At 37.8% G+C, this 17,136-nt stretch carries 14 protein-coding genes and 1 tRNA gene; 6 read left to right on the top strand and 9 right to left on the bottom strand.

The window, feature by feature from the left end:
- Positions 1–22: 22 nt before the first annotated feature.
- The gene (locus tag AA637_RS05475; protein WP_446684217.1) at positions 23–1,582 is read right to left on the bottom strand and encodes an efflux RND transporter periplasmic adaptor subunit; all 1,560 of its coding nucleotides are present in this window, start codon (positions 1,580–1,582) and stop codon (positions 23–25) included.
- A gap of 103 nt (positions 1,583–1,685) precedes the next feature.
- On the opposite strand from AA637_RS05475, the gene AA637_RS05480 reads away from it, so the two are divergent.
- Positions 1,686–2,207 (top strand): PadR family transcriptional regulator, encoded by a 522-nt coding sequence (locus AA637_RS05480; protein WP_446684218.1) that lies wholly within the window; start codon positions 1,686–1,688, stop codon positions 2,205–2,207.
- Positions 2,208–2,329: 122 nt separating this feature from the next.
- Entirely contained in the window at positions 2,330–4,003 is a 1,674-nt protein-coding gene (gene groL, locus AA637_RS05485) for a chaperonin GroEL (protein ID WP_446684219.1), read from the top strand.
- 153 nt (positions 4,004–4,156) lie between these two features.
- Here groL and AA637_RS05490 read toward each other — a convergent pair whose 3' ends face one another.
- From AA637_RS05490 to AA637_RS05505, 4 genes are all read right to left on the bottom strand, one after another.
- Complete coding sequence (locus tag AA637_RS05490) at positions 4,157–5,482, bottom strand: recombinase family protein (protein ID WP_446684220.1); 1,326 nt, start codon at positions 5,480–5,482, stop codon at positions 4,157–4,159.
- A 156-nt stretch (positions 5,483–5,638) separates the two neighbouring features.
- A complete protein-coding gene (locus AA637_RS05495; protein ID WP_069790498.1) occupies positions 5,639–6,229 on the bottom strand; it encodes a ParA family protein in 591 nt (196 codons plus the stop codon).
- A gap of 257 nt (positions 6,230–6,486) precedes the next feature.
- Positions 6,487–7,800, bottom strand: a complete 1,314-nt coding sequence (locus AA637_RS05500; protein WP_446684221.1) for an ABC transporter substrate-binding protein — start codon at positions 7,798–7,800, stop codon at positions 6,487–6,489.
- 151 nt (positions 7,801–7,951) lie between these two features.
- Positions 7,952–9,802 carry a DNA phosphorothioation-associated putative methyltransferase gene (locus AA637_RS05505; protein ID WP_446684222.1) on the bottom strand — a complete coding sequence of 617 codons (1,851 nt, stop codon included), beginning with the start codon at positions 9,800–9,802 and terminating at the stop codon, positions 7,952–7,954.
- Between the two features lie 90 nt (positions 9,803–9,892).
- On the opposite strand from AA637_RS05505, the gene AA637_RS05510 reads away from it, so the two are divergent.
- The 3 genes from AA637_RS05510 to AA637_RS05520 all read left to right on the top strand — a co-directional run bounded on the left by AA637_RS05510 (position 9,893) and on the right by AA637_RS05520 (position 11,559).
- Positions 9,893–10,798 (top strand): phosphatidate cytidylyltransferase, encoded by a 906-nt coding sequence (locus AA637_RS05510; RefSeq protein ID WP_446684223.1) that lies wholly within the window; start codon positions 9,893–9,895, stop codon positions 10,796–10,798.
- A 186-nt stretch (positions 10,799–10,984) separates the two neighbouring features.
- The gene (gene msrB, locus AA637_RS05515) at positions 10,985–11,383 is read left to right on the top strand and encodes a peptide-methionine (R)-S-oxide reductase MsrB (RefSeq protein ID WP_069790494.1); all 399 of its coding nucleotides are present in this window, start codon (positions 10,985–10,987) and stop codon (positions 11,381–11,383) included.
- Positions 11,384–11,485: 102 nt separating this feature from the next.
- Positions 11,486–11,559 (top strand) — tRNA-Arg (locus AA637_RS05520).
- A 1-nt stretch (position 11,560) separates the two neighbouring features.
- Here AA637_RS05520 and AA637_RS05525 read toward each other — a convergent pair.
- Together AA637_RS05525 and AA637_RS05530 are read right to left on the bottom strand one after the other, a co-directional pair.
- A complete protein-coding gene (locus AA637_RS05525) occupies positions 11,561–12,763 on the bottom strand; it encodes a sensor histidine kinase (protein WP_446684224.1) in 1,203 nt (400 codons plus the stop codon).
- An 18-nt stretch (positions 12,764–12,781) separates the two neighbouring features.
- Positions 12,782–13,555 carry an ABC transporter permease gene (locus tag AA637_RS05530; RefSeq protein ID WP_446684225.1) on the bottom strand — a complete coding sequence of 258 codons (774 nt, stop codon included), beginning with the start codon at positions 13,553–13,555 and terminating at the stop codon, positions 12,782–12,784.
- A gap of 391 nt (positions 13,556–13,946) precedes the next feature.
- Between AA637_RS05530 and AA637_RS05535 the strand changes: the two genes are divergently transcribed.
- Positions 13,947–15,401 carry a glycoside hydrolase family 13 protein gene (locus tag AA637_RS05535; protein ID WP_446684226.1) on the top strand — a complete coding sequence of 485 codons (1,455 nt, stop codon included), beginning with the start codon at positions 13,947–13,949 and terminating at the stop codon, positions 15,399–15,401.
- A gap of 59 nt (positions 15,402–15,460) precedes the next feature.
- Here AA637_RS05535 and AA637_RS05540 read toward each other — a convergent pair whose 3' ends face one another.
- Together AA637_RS05540 and ilvN are read right to left on the bottom strand one after the other, a co-directional pair.
- On the bottom strand, positions 15,461–16,504 hold the full coding sequence (locus AA637_RS05540) for a hemolysin family protein (protein ID WP_446684227.1): 1,044 nt from the start codon (positions 16,502–16,504) through the stop codon (positions 15,461–15,463).
- A 3-nt stretch (positions 16,505–16,507) separates the two neighbouring features.
- Positions 16,508–17,026, bottom strand: coding sequence for an acetolactate synthase small subunit (ilvN, locus tag AA637_RS05545; RefSeq protein ID WP_446684228.1), 519 nt, complete (start codon positions 17,024–17,026; stop codon positions 16,508–16,510).
- Positions 17,027–17,136: the final 110 nt, after the last annotated feature.

Raw genomic sequence — 17,136 nt, forward strand, 5'->3', positions numbered from 1 at the left:
AATAAACAAATTAACCTAGAGGTTATTGGGGCATCTCTCCATTTTCTTCGGGGGGTAAAGGGGCAATGGGAGCACCATCACGGAGGTTCAAAATTCCTGCACTGACGATTTGTTCCCCTTCTTCTAAACCGCCTAAAACTTCGTAGTTGTTACCCTGTAGGCTTCCTAATTCTATGGAGCGTTGTTCGGCTATTAAGGATGGTTCATCTCCTTCGCCATTTTCTGCTGGTTGAGCCACAAAAACAAAGTTATTACCCCCCATCCTTGATACTGCGGAAGAAGGAACAACAATACCGGGGCTTTCTTGCCAAATAATTCTAGCTCGAATGGAAGTTTGATTAAAAAGACTAGCTCCCGAGGAGTTGAGGGTTGCTTTGGTTAACACTAATTGACTGTCGGGACTAACTTGGGGAGAGATAAAACTTATTTCTCCGGTGGTCAGTATTTCTCCTTGACTGTCGAGAATTTCCACGGGTAAACCTAGCCTTAGTCTTTCACTTTGTTCTAAGGGTAAGGAAAAATTTGCTTCTAGGACATCATTTTCGGTGATGGTGGTTAGTTCATCCCCAGAGTTGATAAAGTCTCCTACTTTGATGGGAATATCCCCAATGATTCCTGTGAAGGGGGCAACTATTTGGGCTTTGTCAATTTGTACTTCTATGGTGTTCACCCTAGCGGTGGCTTGGGATACTTCGGCTTCGGCTTGGTCTATTTCTTCTCTCCTTGTGCCGTTTCTGAGTAGTTGCAGATTTTGTCGGGCTTGTTCTACGGCGGCTTCTAATTCGTTTAGATCGGAGGTTCTGCCTTTAGTTTGAGCGTCTAAACGTCTTTGGGCTTGGGTAACGGCGGAGGAGGCTTGACGTTCGATGGTTACAAATTCATCAAATTCGTCTTGGGAAATGGCTCCTTCTTCAGATAATACTCGATACCTTCTGGTTCTTTCTTGGGCTAGTTCTAGCTCTGCCCTGGCGGATTCTAGTTCGGCTCTTGTTTGGGCTATTTCTTCGGGACGGGCGCCTTGTCTGGCGTTATTTAACCGTGCGATCGCCCCTGTTAACTGAGCTTGGGCTTGGGCTATTTCTTCGGGACGATTCCCTGCCCTGAGTAAGGCTAAACGGGAGCGGGCGCTATCTAATTGGGCTTGAGCTTGGTTTAATTCCGCTTCTAGTTGGTCACTGTCCACCCTAGCAATTATCTGTCCTACGGTAACTCTTTCTCCTTCTGTTCTTAAAATACTTCTAATTCTGCCGTCAATTTCTGACCTGACGGTAACAGCCCTAGGAGCATCTAATCTACCGACAATGGTGGTAGTATCTTGTACTATTCCTAGTTCTAATGTACTCAATTTTACGGTGGAGGGTTGACCTTGCCCTGCCATGGCCCCTGATGGATCGTTACCACTTTCATTATTATTGAATAACAGCATCCCCCCACCCCCAAGGATGGCTAAAAAGGCTACTGCACCGAAAATCCACCAGGGGGAAAATGATTTTTTCTTGGATTGTGGCTTAGGGGCGATCGCACTTATTTCCTCTTCGTCAACATTTGAGGTTTCACTGGGGGCAGAGTTAGGATTAATCATATCGGCTAGAGATTAATTAATGTTGATGGTAAAGTTTTATTAAGTTCACATTATATCAATAAAATATATCAATCTGATATAAAAAATTGAAAAAAAAAGAAATATGTTAGAGTTAGCCACCCTTGGTTTATTACAAAAAGAGCCTTTACATGGTTATTTGCTCAAAAAACAGATGGAATTGTTTATGAGTGGTTGTATTAGTGTCAATTATGGAGCTATTTATCCTTTATTGAGGCGACTGTTGGATAAGGGATTGATTATGGAGGAAGAAGATGGCAATAATAATCGCAAAATGTACAGTATCACCTCGGCAGGAAGAGCCATATGGTTAGAGAAAATGCTAGAACATCCCCACGAAAGTTGGGTTAATGCTCGTTCTCGTTTTATGATTAAGTTTTTCTTTTTTAGCTACCTTGAATCTATAGATCGACTACATTTATTAGAGCATCGTTTGAGGGTGTGTCAATTACAATTGGATGATCAAGATTTACAGATAGTTTATGATGATCGTTTCCAAGCCATGGCTTTAGAGCGTTACAAATCGGATATTAACCGTGAGATTGATTGGTTGATGGGACAGTTAGCCATAGAGAAGGAAATGGAAATGGAATTATCAAAAAATTAAATCCTTGAACCTTAGATTTCAAAATTTGATAAAAGGTGCAGATAACCGTATTAGCACTCAAGCTCGAAGAGTGCTAAATTTATTTATGGAGAAAAAATATATGCTCATGAGAATTATTATTTATGTCTAAAATTGTATCTTTTAGAGAAGAATCCAGAAGAGCCTTGGAGGAAGGGGTTAACGCTTTAGCCAATGCCGTTAAAGTAACCTTAGGCCCCAAGGGTAGAAATGTATTATTAGAAAGAAAGTTTGGAGCTCCTGAGATTGTTAAAGATGGTATCTCTGTAGCCAAAGAAGTAGAGTTAGAAAATCCTTTACAAAATGCAGGGGCAAGGTTAGTTAGAGAAGTGGCTTCCAAAACTAACGATGTGGCTGGAGATGGTACTACCACCGCTACGGTTATCGCTCAGGCTATGATCCATGAAGGTTTGAAAAACGTTACCGCTGGAGCTAATCCTGTGGCTTTACGTCGTGGAATGGATAAGGCGATCGCCATTGCCGTTAAAGAAATCTCTGACATGGCCCAACCTGTACAGGGAGATGTAATCGCCCAAGTAGCTGCTGTTTCTGCGGGTAATGACCAAGAAATTGGTGATATGATTGCCCATGCCATGGATAAAGTAACCAAAGATGGAGTTATCACCGTCGAAGAATCCAAGTCCTTAGCCACTGAATTGGAAGTGGTAGAAGGGATGCAACTAGACAGGGGTTATATGTCTCCTTACTTTATCACTGACCAAGAAAAGCAAATTGTTGAGTTAGAAAATGCTTTAGTCTTAGTTACTGATAAAAAAATAAATGCGATCGCAGATCTCGTCCCTGTTTTAGAAGAAGTGGCTCGTGCCGGCGCTCCCTTATTAATCATCGCCGAAGACATCGAAGGGGAAGCCCTTGCCACCCTAGTAGTTAACAAAGCCAGGGGTGTGTTAAATGTAGCTGCTATCAAAGCTCCTAGTTTTGGCGATCGCCGCAAAGCCATGTTAGAAGACATTGCCATCCTCACAGGAGGAAGAGTAATCTCCGAAGACATCGGTTTAAGTTTAGACACCGTCAAACTTGACGAACTAGGAAAAGCTCATAAAATCACCATCGAAAAAGACAACACCACCATCGTTACAGACTCTGGTAACACTGGCGATGTCCAAAAAAGAGTTGCTCAAATTCGTAAACAACTCGAAGAAACTGACTCCGAGTATGACGCAGAAAAATTACAAGAGCGTATCGCCAAATTAGCTGGTGGTGTAGCCGTAATCAAAGTAGGTGCTGCCACCGAAACCGACTTAAAAGAACGCAAATTACGCATCGAAGATGCTCTTAACGCTACTAAAGCAGCCGTAGAAGAAGGAATCGTGCCTGGGGGAGGTTCAACCCTCATTCACATGGCAAGTAAAATCTCTACCTTCAAAGAGACTTTGAGCGATGTAGAAGAAAAAGTAGGGGCAGAAATTGTTATCAAAGCCCTCAAAGCACCCTTACGCCAAATTGCTACCAACGCAGGGGTTGAAGGCTCTGTGGTAGTGGAAAAAGTAAGAGAATCAGCCGCCAATATCGGTTACAACGCCCTTACGGGAGTTTATGAAGACTTAATTGCTGCAGGAATTGTTGATCCTGCCAAAGTGGTTCGCTCTTCCTTACAAAACGCCGCTTCCATTGCTGGAATGGTATTAACCACCGAAGCATTAGTGGTAGAAAGACCAGCCCCTGAAGCCCCTGCTCCCGATATGGGCGGTATGGGTGGCATGGGCGGCATGGGAATGCCTGGAATGGGTGGCATGGGAATGCCCGGCATGATGTAATCCAAGCTATTAAGTTACAGTGCTCGTAATTTAAGGCTAAATTATCAATTATTTATTTGATTTCGTAAGGCTTTTAAATTTTTAAGCAGAATCTATATAATTTTTGGGTGTACTACGGTGCGCCCTTTTTTAGACTTTATTTTTTATTAGAAATTATGTAAAAATAAAATCTAATTCTATTTGATATTCTTTAGAATTTTCGAGGTTAGGGATAATATAAATTCGCTCAATAAATTCTCTCAGATAAAATCTTGTTTCCTGTTCTGAAAGGTCATACCAAAACTGTTTTAAAGATAAATTATCAATCATTTCTTTTAAGTTATTTGGGGGTAAACTATTTATTTGATTATTTAGTTGAGAAATCTCATTTTCTATTTTTAATTTTCTAATTTTGGCTGTTTCTTCGTCTAAAATATTGCTTGAGATTAGACCCTCTAAGCTGTTAATTATTTTTTGTTTCTCTTTAATTAAATTTTCTGTTTGCTCAATGATAATATCTATATTAGGGCTATTAATATTATTAACAATTGTGGGTAAATCAAAACAAATTTTTTCAATGGTTTCTTTTAAGATTTGTTGGTAATTCCAAGAAGAGCAGGATTTTTTTTGAGGGCAATTCACAGGGGTAATGTATAAATATTTTGTTTTTTTTCTTCTTTGGGTAACGGAGGTTATTTTGGATGAAGAATGGCACATTTTACACTTTACTAAGCCTGAAAGACAATGGGAAGAACTGGCACTACGGGAAGGAATGCGACGATGGCTTTTTAATAAACGATCAATTTGGGAGGCTTCTTCTCTGGAAATAATGGGAGTATGGGTATTAGAAATAATATAGTTATTTTTGTAGGCTAAATCTCCTCGATACACAGGATTTTTTAACCATTGTAGGGCGGTGGAATGGGAAATTTTTTTATTATATTTTTCTTTTAAATATCTCACACTATCTCGCAAAGAAGCATATCTAAGATAGTATTCAAAAAAATCTTTGACAATGGGGGCGGTGCTACGGTTAATGATATATCCTTCTTTTCCTTTCTGATAGCCGTAGGGGCTTCTACCAGGAGGCGGAAGATTTTTTAGGCGGTTTTTACCATGACCTTTTTGTAATTTTCTTTGATAAATTACTTTTTCTATTTGTTGCCAAATGTGGTGTAATTTCTCGGCATAAACAGGATTGTCAATAACTTTAAATTTACTAGAATTATATGGCTGATCTATGGCAATTATTTCAATATTCAAGGATTCTATAAGGGCGATCGCCCTTAATATTTCAGCAAAACTATCTCCCAATTCATGTAAACTACGAATTAAAACATAACTAGGACTATCATTTTGACAATCGTTAAATAACTGATTTAGTTGATTTCTACTATCAATATCTTGGTAACTTTTATCGACTTCTAAACCCCAAATAAAAGACTCAGGAACATCATCAATAATTGAATCGGTGTAGCTATAGGTGACAATAAAAGCCATAGAAATAATTAACAATTAGCCATTAATATTAAAATTGTGAACCATAGGCAATGATTTTTGATATTTCAGAATCAAGCAATTTTCTCGAACAACGAAGAATCAGCAAAACAAATTTGAATGAACTTTAATTATTCATTATCAATTCTCAATTATCCATTACTTTCCTAAAACTTCCTTGCCCACTGCCGCATAATTTTTCCATGCCTGTTTAGCACGAAAATCGCCATAATCCCTCACCGTTAAACCCTGTTGAGAAGCCTTTTCAAACGCTACAAGGAGAGGAATTTCCGTCTTGAAACTAGGTAACTGATGCTCTTCCAAAAACTTCTTAGCATTTCTGCCATTAACCGTACGAGAATCAACCTTAGTTAAAAGAATTTTATAATTTGTTCCTAAATCCTTCAATATATCCACCGCCTTAACCGTGGCATCCAAATCAAGGTGATTGGGCGTAGTGGGCAAAATTATCAAATCGCTACCCTGAGCTAATTCCTTCAAATCGTCAACTTCAGGACGGGCTTTCATGTCTGTGATAACGTGCTTAAACTTACCCACCAAAGGGGCAGAACCAGCCTGAGAAGCTACTGTAAAAGGTAATTTCTCATCCCTTGCCCATACTAGCGCCGAACGGTTGCGATCAGCGTCAATGAGTAAAGTGCGATCGTGTTCCTGTAAATAAGTTGATAAATGTATGGCGGTAGTCGTCTTACCCACTCCACCCTTCAAAGAAATAATTGCTATAAACATTTCAAAAATCAGTTTTTAAATTCCCATAACGTTGTAATTATATTACTTTCGAGGTCTATCGACAAAACAATCAGAAATACAAGCCTAATATATATTTATACTAAATCGTGTTTCAATAATATACTAATTAGGGTGGGGAATGGGGAACAGATAAAAGATAATAGTTGTTTATTATTGGTTTTCCCTAACAAGGAGTTAAAACCCCTTGCCGTATGATATAATTCCCTGCCGAATAACAAAAAAGATAGATATTCTATCTAATTAATAATAGGTTCAATTTTATCAACCACTTCCAGAGTACCATCAGAGTTCACCTGCCAAACATCATAGACTCCGACAACATCACCATTTTCATCAATATCAACATTACCACTAGCACCCTGATAATTAATAGCCTCCCCATTGCGAATTAATTCCATGGCCTCACAGGGATCTGTTACCTCTACACCATCACCCCCAGCAACCGCTAAAAGGTTATCTTTGATGACTTCACCGCTATTACTTCCCCCAACTTCCGCCGCCAACATTAATAACACCGTAGCATCCCAAGTATGAGGCACAAAAGCAGTTAATTCAGAGCCTACTTCCTCTTGCCACAGGGTTCTTAAACTATCCAAAGCCAGACCATCAGCCCCCGGCACAGTACCCAAAGCCCCTGCAATGATAGAGCTACCATCAGTGGTGGTGCCGACCTGTTTCGTAAAGTCTTCAGAATAAACCCCATCGGTTAAAAGAATGGTAACACCATCGGTTAAACCTTGTTGGAAAGCCGACTGCAGTAATAAACTACCTGTTTCAGCATATAAAATGGCTGCCACAGCGTCTGGACTATTACCAAAAGCCGCCGCCGCTTCACTATCAAGGGTTGTGGCTCTGGGATCATATCTTACCCCTTGTTCTTGATTTAGCACAGTACCTCCCAAATCGGTGAAGGATTCGTTAAACTGTCTTTCAAATCCTACTCCATAATCATTGTTAATCACCACCGTAGAAACATTGTTAAATCCTCTTTGTCTAGCAAGGGCGGCAAGGGCTTGAGCTTGATAGGTGTCGGGGGGAGCGGTACGCGCCCAAAACCCATTAAATTCACCATTAGCGGCTCTTTCGGTAAATACGGGGCTAGTACTTCCTGGGGAAATCATCATCACCTGATTTCTGACGGCAACATCAAGAGCGGCGGTGGAAACACTACTGGCAAAAGAACCTACTACGGCATGGACTCGATCTACTTCGGCTAGTTTTGTCATGGCGGCACTACCAGCCGCAGGATCGGTTTGATCGTCTTCGTTGACAAGGGTTACAGGCTCACCGTTTACCCCTCCACAGGCGTTGATAGTATCTACGGCTAGTCGAGCGGCTACGGGCATATTTTGACCAATGGAGGCCAAATCTCCTGTGGTGGGAAAAAGAGAACCTAATCTTAAGCCACCTTCTTGGGATACGGGAGTTTGAGGGGAAGTTTCTCCGTTGTCCACGGGGGCTTCGGTGGTGCCAAAAATTCCGCAACCCACGGTGAACCAATTTAAGCTAATGGCAAGGGTTAAAAATAGTTTTATTTTACTGTTTTTCATATTTGTTTTTTATAGTGGTTAAGATTTAGTTAAAATTTTATCCCTAAATGTGATTTTATGAACATTTCCAAGGTAGGGGGTTTAAATCTCTTGTTAAATGATAGGTGTATTTGTTTTTACTATTGTTAAAAATTTGACAAAAAACAAAGAGCTATTGTGCTTTGTTAATTAGTTTTTCTTTGTCCTTGATTCTGGGTGCTTGGTTTGGGTTAAATTTTTGATAACGAACTCTCAAGTCACTTAGGTTAATGGTCATATTTGCTTGTACTAATGGTTCTTTTTCTGTGTCGAATTGGGCTACGTTTAAGTAACCTATCTGGGGAATATTAAAGTAAAATCGAATTAGGGTTGCTCCTTCCATTCTGCCGATGGTACGACTGGCACAACCTTCATATAACCTTAGTAGGGTAGGTAAGTTATCTAGTTCGTTAATGTGTACTAAAAAACTTTTTTCAAATACTTTTCCTACAGGGCAATTTTTTTGACAAATTTGTTTAATTATCTCTAAATTTCTAAGACTAATTAACATTTCATCTGCTAAAAAACAAGCAGCTTGATAGTTGCCAAATAGAGCTTTTATATCTTCTTTTAGGGGGGCTGATAGTTGTCTGATGGTTGGTCTTTTTTCAAATCTACTTAGGGCTAAATATAGTAATATGTCTTGTCGGCGTTGATCGGCGATCGCCTCCCATTCTTCCTCTTGAGTTACTTGTAAAATCACCTTAAAAGCCCGTTTAAATGAGCCAAACTCCTCTTTAATCGCTCCTTCTTGAGAAATTTCTCCTTTAACGGGCGATCGCCCCCTTAGAGCGTAAAATTCCATGAGGGGTTGTAATAACTCTTGGTAATCAGCAAATTTTTTGAGGGGAGACCAAATTCGAGGAGCTCTTACCCTAGAATGAAAACGGGAAGCTCGAAAACTGTTGGCTTTAGTGCCATCCCGAAACACAAAATAAACCCCCAAACCAGCAGGAATTGCCTCTGTTTTCAAGATTTGTTCGATATATATTTTTAATTCTTCCTGCTCATAATATTTCTGAAAGGTGTTGCGCTCGGTGATAATACCATCAGCATAGGCCATAAAACCCCGTTGACGGTCATCTACTAACACTTGGGCAGAAACAATCAAGATTTCCTTAGTTAACTGCCATGCTTTTACTAAAGATTCTCGTCTTTCTTGTAAATTTTCAATGACATTAATAATATAACCAAGGTTGACAATATCAGCAGTTTTTACCTCATTTGTTGGTTGATAATAGGGATCCCATCCTGCACTTTGAAAACCATTTCTCGCCATTTCTTCTACATCTTTTCCATGACCACAACCATAATCAAAAAAAGTATATTCAGACAAAAATAAACCAGCTTCAAGGGCTAATCTAACAGGGCGAGAAAGTCGATTTCTTACCATAGCGGCTCGATGACGGTCAACTTTGTATAAATCTTCTTCTGTTTTATTTAAAAAACAAACTAAATTGTGTTCAATAAATGAAAGATTATGATCTCTTAATAGATTTTGCCATTCTTTCTGAGTACCTATATATTTTGAGTTGTCTAGGAGTCCTAGTCTTTCCTCTATATTTGTTAAATGAGCGAAGGTTTGATAATAAGGATATTTTGTTGTAACAAAAGTTTCTTTTCTGTGTAAAATAGCAGGATTTTGTGAAGAGTTATAGTTATATATTTTGCTAGTTTTTTCTTGTAAATTGATTAAAATACTTTTCTTAATAGGAGGATGAGGATTTATATCGAAATCAGGATAAAAAAGATAAGATATTTTTGGTTCTTGAAGATTAAATTTAACCAAGGTAAAATCATCTATATTATTAATAATTTCTCTTGCCTTTTTTTCGTATTCTTGTAAATTAATATCGAGTAATTGTAGAGCCGAAATATGGACATAAAGATGATTCGGCAAGTGTTTACCGATCGCACTTTGACGAGCTAATTGAGTTATTTTGACAAAATCATTAACCCAATCTAAAGACAGATTAATTGTCATAATACTTTAAGATGTGACCTGTTATATTTTTTTTAGGCTAGAATAAAAGATTGATTCTAAAACATTAATTTTTATAAACAGTCTTTAAAAATGCCCTACGCTAGAACTATTAGTACAATAATTGCGATCGTCCTTGCCCTTGTCATGATTATTGTAGGCGGATGGTACTTTACCGTAGCCTTTGGCGTACTGGTATTTTTAGCACAACTAGAATATTTTAAGCTAGTAAAAGCAAAAGGCATCGAACCTGCAGTAAAAACAACCCTCGTAGTTTCCCAACTACTTATCATTACCGCCACAGTTGTACCCAGTTTAACAGATGCCGTATTCGCCTTGGCAGGGGGATTAATTTGTTTTTATCTCCTCTTTCAACCCAAACTCGCCACCATTGCCGACATTTCCACCTCTATACTAGGCTTATTCTATGCAGGATACCTTCCTAGCTACTGGATTCGTCTTCGAGTTAGTCTAGGAGAAAACTCCACCTACGCCCACACCATCCCCAACATTCATAACCTTCCCCTCGATGGTTATTTTCCTCTCAACCCCCTCGACTTAAATAGTTTTCCTGATGCCCTTAAAATTACCTTTATCGCCATGGCTTGTATTTGGGCAGCAGACATCGGCGCTTATCTTATCGGTAAAAACTTCGGTAAAACAAAACTATCCCCCATTAGCCCCAAAAAAACCGTAGAAGGCAGTTTATTCGGAGTCACAGGTAGTATCCTCGTAGGAATGTCAGGAGCATGGTTTTTACATTGGAGTCATTGGATTTTAACAGGCATTATCCTAGGGCTTCTCATCGGTGTCGTAAGTCTCTTGGGTGACTTGATGGAATCTATGATGAAAAGAGACGCAGGAGTAAAAGATTCAGGAGAATTAATCCCCGGTCATGGTGGTATTCTAGATCGTACTGACAGTTATATCTTCACCGCCCCAGTAGTTTATTATTTCATTACCTTATTTTTACCCTTCTTTACTCAGTGGCAAGGATAATTTGTTCTCAAATTCTCTCTTTAGTTCTAAAAATAGGCAATATTGCATGGCTACCTTGCATCATCCCTTTCCAAAATTGGTGGTTTTAGGGGGTTAAAAGTCATTTCTAAATTCAGTAACGCTTTAATTTGATAGCATAGAAGAAGAAATTTTAACAAAAGTTAACACAATCAATTTTCAACAATTATGACTGCTAAAGTAAAAAAAACCGATGCTGAGTGGAAAGAAATTCTTACTCCCGAACAATTTGAAGTAACCAGAAAACACGGTACAGAAAGAGCTTTTACGGGTAAATACCACGACAATAAAGAAAAAGGAATCTATAAATGTGTCTGTTGTGGCACAGAGTTATTTTCCTCCGACACTAAATACGATTCTGGCACAGGTTGGCCTAGTTTCTGGCAACCTTCTACCGAAGAAAATATCGCCTACAAAAGTGATGTTAGTTTTTTCATGAGACGCACGGAGGTATTATGTGCCAATTGTGACGCTCATTTAGGTCATGTTTTTAATGATGGCCCAGCGCCCACAGGGAAGAGATACTGTATGAATTCAGCCTCCTTAGACTTTGTCAAAGCTGAGTAATGCAACAAGGTGGGTAGTTCATGCCCACCCCACAAAAATGAATTAATTATTGCTTTTTTTTATTCTATGTGTTACCATAGTCAACTGATGTTCAATCATCAAGGGTGCGTAGCTCAGTTGGATAGAGCAACTGCCTTCTAAGCAGTCGGCCACAGGTTCGAATCCTGTCGCACCCGTTTAATCCATAGGTAATACAAGAGTAAAGCAACTTCCTTTGCCTATGTCAGAAGTGAAGGTTATATCTCCTCCGTGCAGTTTAGCCAATTCCTGAGAAATAACTAAACCTAACCCTGTGCCTTTTTCTTGATCATGGATACAGGTTTTTATTTGAGCAAAGGGCTGAAATAATTTATCATGGTCTTCTGGTTTTATTCCTATGCCTGTATCAATTACAGAGAATTTAATATTTTTATTTTCTGAGGATACTTTTAGAGTAACGGAACCTTGTGTGGTAAATTTAACCGCATTGGAAAGTAAGTTAATTAATATCTGCTTAATCTTTCTTTCATCAGCATAAATATAATTAATATTGTCTTCTATAATTAATTGAAAGTCTAAGTTTTTATGTAGTATTTTGACATGGATAAAGGATAAACAAGATTGACATAAATTTTTGACAAGTAATTTTTCCAGGTACAATTTTTCTTTATTGGCCTCTAGTTTTGCTATGTCTAATAAGTCAATAACTAATTCTAAAAGATAATTAGCTGATTCATAAATGGCATTGGCATATTGTAGCTGTTTGGGGTTTAATTCTCCGTATATTTGTTGTTTAAGCATTTTCGAGAATCCTATAACCGAAGCAATAGGAGTTCTAATTTCATGATTTATTTTTGATAAATAGTTATTTTGAGTCTCTTTTTCTTTGATTAAGTTTTCTTGTTTTTTCTGAATATCAAGATTGATAAATAATAGGGCTAAATTTTGAAAAATTACTTTTATTAACTTACTTTTATTAAATAAAGATAATTCTTTTTTAGGTATTTCTACATAAATGATCGAAATTATTTGACTTCGATAAAAAATAGGGAATAGGTAAAGTTTATTAGTTTTTTCTTGATAAAATGATGATAGTTTATTAAGAGAAATTTCTTGATATGTTTTCTCTATACTTAGGCTATAAAGATATTGTTTTACAGTAGGACATTGATGAATATTTGTGATAATTTCTTGGTTATGAACAACATTGTCGCCATAAACTAATTCATCATCAAGGTGTTTAAATCCTTGACTACAGTAGGTAATTATAAAAGTTTTTAAGGAGTATTGTTGGGCTATTAAACCATGAATATATTTATAAAATATCTCTGGTTTATCCCCTTCTAAGGCTAAAAATAATTTTTCTTGAATTTCGCTGAAGTCGCTGTATGGAGGTTGCAATTAAATTTCTCTAATTTCTCAAAATTGTCGGCGGGAAAAAATTGTAATGCTGATGGTGAGTAGCAATACTATATATAACAACGCATAAATTAAACTGTTTATTAATTCTCCTGTGGGCGGTAGGATGTTATAAACGGCTTCATTTTTTAGGTTAAGTCTTTCTAAATCTGGCAAAATTAGAAATAAGGTGCGAGTTAAATTTTCAATACTCTCATTTTCTGTAATTTTACCCAATTCTAGTAAGTCTCGGCTCAAATGCCCCATGATGTACACCCCAAAACTAAGGAGAGTCGCTAAGATTGAGCTAGTGAAAACCCCAAAAGTTATGGCGAAGGCGGTTAATAGGGATAATTCTAAGACGATATAAACTAGGGCAATTAATAAACTACCAAGAGGATATTCTACCCCAGAAATTGTCATGATGCCTAGATATAATATAGTCATGATGGCGACAAGAATAGTTAAGACTGCCACTAAACCTATATGTTTGCCGATGATAAATTCGGCGGTGTTGATGGGTTTTGGTACTAGGATGAGGACAGTTTTTTTCTCTATTTCTTTGTTAATTAATCCTGTGCCGACAAATATGGCGACGATAACTCCGAGTAAGTTTATAGCCCCAATGCCTAAGTCTAATAATATTTTTTCATCGGCACTGACGGCGATGGATGGTAGGATGCGGGAGGCGAGTAGTAATAGTAAGGCAAAAAAACCGATAACATATAATATACGATCTCTAATTACTTCTCTAAAACCGTTATGGGCGATCGCAATTATTCTAGTTATATTCATATTTCGATAATAATAAATTTTACCGATTAGTAGATGATAAATAAAAGAAAAGAATTTGTCTCTCAATAGATAATAATAGTAAATTTTGGCACATACTTGACCATAAATTAGTAAACTCACTCAAATTTAACCATAAAAAATAAATTTTCCTCAAAATCAAAGAATTATCCTGCCTTATCAAGTTCAGCGATTCGGGGTACAATGTCATTAAATGTAAGATCTATTCCCCTATCACTTTTGATTCATAATCCCTAGAACGAAAATAACTAAAATTAACCTCAGTTATATTACTAGAAATATAATGACGAAAAAAGCTCAAGGAATAACCTGAAATTAAGTATCAATAAATTAGTTGAGGGCAAAAGTAAACAAATTATTACAAAAAATTACCATGAATATTCAAACCCCAGATTGGGTAAAAGATGCAGTTTTTTATCAAATATTTCCCGACAGATTTGCCGTCGGTAAACCAGAAAAACCATACCCCAATTATTGGCAATCATCGAATCTTCAACCATGGAAAACCCCTCCCACGCTACAAAAATATAAAGGGGGAAACTTTTGGGGGGTGATTGATAAGTTAGATTATTTACAAAATTTGGGCATAAATGCCATCTATTTTACCCCGGTATTTCAATCTACTTGTAATCATCGTTATCATACCCATGACTATTATCAAATAGATCCTCTTTTGGGGGGAAATTATGCTTTTCAAGAGTTTTTAACTCAAGCCCATAAACGTAATATAAAAGTGGTTTTAGATGGTGTTTTTAACCATGTAGGAAGGGGTTTTTTCTTCTTTAATGATATTTTAGAAAATGGGCCTCATTCCCCTTGGTTAGATTGGTTTAAGGTAGAAAAATGGCCTATTTCTGCTTACAATGGTGGATTTCCTGCTAATTATGCTTCTTGGGTAAATAATCGAGCTTTGCCCCAGTTTAACCACAGTAATCCTGAAGTGAAGGAATATATCATGCAGGTGGCAGAATATTGGCTTCATCAGGGCATTGATGGATGGCGTTTGGATGTGCCTAATGAGATTGAGGAGGAGGGTTTTTGGGAAGAGTTTAGGACTAGGGTAAAAGCTGTGAAATCCGATGCTTATATTGTTGGGGAAATTTGGACGGATGCTCGTCAGTGGCTCGATGGTAGTCAATTTGATGGGGTGATGAATTATTTGTTTACCGCACCGACAATGGCTTTTTGTGGGGGCGATCGCATTTTACGAAAATATGTAGAAATACCCTGTTATGAGCCTTATCCTGCCATCAAAGCCGAAGAATATCAGAACAAAATGGAAAAATTATTGGAGATGTATAACTGGGAAATAAACTTAACCCAACTAAATCTCCTTGCTAGTCATGACACCGCCCGACTACTAACCATTGCAGGAGACGACAAAAAAACCGTTGAACTATGCACCCTATTACTACTCACATTTCCCGGCGCCCCCAGTATTTATTATGGTGATGAAGTAGGTTTACCAGGAGGATTTGATCCCGATTCCCGTAGAGGCTTCCCTGATGAAGACTTATGGGACAAAAATCTTTTACACTATCACCAAGAATTAATTAAACTACGTCATCAATATCCAGCCCTGAGACGGGGTAAATATCAAGTTTTATTTGCCAAAGAAGATATTTATATATTTACCCGTACTTTGGATGAACAAAAAATAGTCATAGCCATTAACAATGGTACTCAATCCCAAACCATTACCATCCCCATAGACCATAAAATTGGTAACACCATATTCGGAGATGGCACATTTTCCCATGAGCAAGAAAATGATCAAAACTATCTTACCGTTGCTCTCTATGCCCGTAGTGGTTTGATTTTGACTTAAACAAATTAGACAAGGGGGTTAAATCCCTTGTTAAACAAGGCTTTATCACCATTCTCCACCTAACTATCAATCAAACCCTTAGAAATTAATAAACGCTCTCTTTTTTTCCGAGCAATTTCTTGTAAATTAATCGTTTTATCAGTCTCATCCACAATATCCCCCGTTAAGACTTCTAAAACATCCTCAAGGGAAACCACCCCTGCTACTCCCCCATATTCATCAATTACTACCACTAAATGCTGTCTAATATCTTGAAATTTTTTCAGTAAATAGTCAGCTTTGATGGTTTCTGGGACAAAATTGGCAGGACGTGCCAACTGAGCAATGGTTTGATCTTTTTTTCCCTCAATAATAGCTGTAAGAAGTTCTTGTTTAAGGGCTGTACCAATTACATTGTCAATGTTTTCTTGAATGATCAAAATACGGGTATGTTCAGAATTAATAATAAAATCTTGACATTCTCCCAGTGTTAAATCCCCTTTCAGATAAGTAAGCAAAATGCGAGGAGTCATTAAATCCGATGCCGATAAGTCATTGAGATGAAAAACTCGGTGTATCATCTCCGCTTCATCTGCTTCGATAACTCCTTCAGTTCTACCAATGCGGGTTAAAAACCTAATTTCTGTTTCATTGGTGGTGGGTAAAACCTGCCCTTTGGTGAGGGGTTGAGTCGCTTTTTCCAGTAACCAAACTATGGGGCTAAGGATAAGGGTTAGATACCTAATCGGTATGGCAAGGAATAAAGACAATGGCTCTGCGTATCTTTGTCCTAGGGTTTTGGGTACTATTTCTCCAAAGATAATAATTAAGAAGGTTAAGACACCAGAAAAAACCCCTAACCATTGATCTCCTAATTGTTGAGTAACCGTACCACCAATGACGATACTACCGACAATATTAAATACGTTATTTAAGATAACGATGGTGGCAATGGGACGATTTATTTTTTGCTTGATTCTTAGCAGGGCTAATGCTGGAGGCTTTTTAGATTGGGCCCATTGTTTTACTTTGAGTTCGGATACTGATAGTAGCACCGTTTCAGATAATGAACAAATGGCCGAACCTAGTAAGACGATTAAAACGACAAATATAAGAGTGAGCATTCCTTAAACTTTAGTCTCTAAGGATTTTAGATACTCGGTATTAACTCCCGACTCCCTTGTCAGGGCAATTTTTCCAGTGCGAGAAATTTCTTTAATCCCAAATTTACTGACCATGGAAATGATGGCAACCATTTTTCCCGGATCTCCTACTACTTCTAAGGTTAAGCTATCTTCTGCTATATCTACAACTCTAGCTCTAAATACTTGAGCCACTTGTAATAGTTCGCCCCTGTTGTTGCTGTTGGTGCTAACTTTTACTAACATCAATTCTCTTTCTACACAGGGAATTTTGGTAATATCGGTAACTTTGATGACGTTAATTAATTTGTGGAGTTGTTTGGTTAGTTGTTCGATGGTGTCGTCATCCCCCGGTACTACCATGACAATTCTTGATACCCCTACTTGTTCGGTGGGGCCTACGGCTAGACTTTCTATGTTAAAACCACGTCTGGCAAATAATCCTGCAATTCTGGTCAATACTCCGGCTTCATCTTCTACTAAGACAGAAATGGTATGCTTCATTATTGATGTTTATAACTCTTGACAATAAACGACACTTTTTGTTTTGGTGGACAGGTTGTTTCTTAATATGTCCTGACATCCCTATTATTTTACCGTAGTTTTTGTTTCTG

This window comes from Cyanobacterium sp. HL-69, from assembly GCA_002813895.1.
Classification (GTDB): Bacteria; Cyanobacteriota; Cyanobacteriia; order Cyanobacteriales; family Cyanobacteriaceae; genus Cyanobacterium.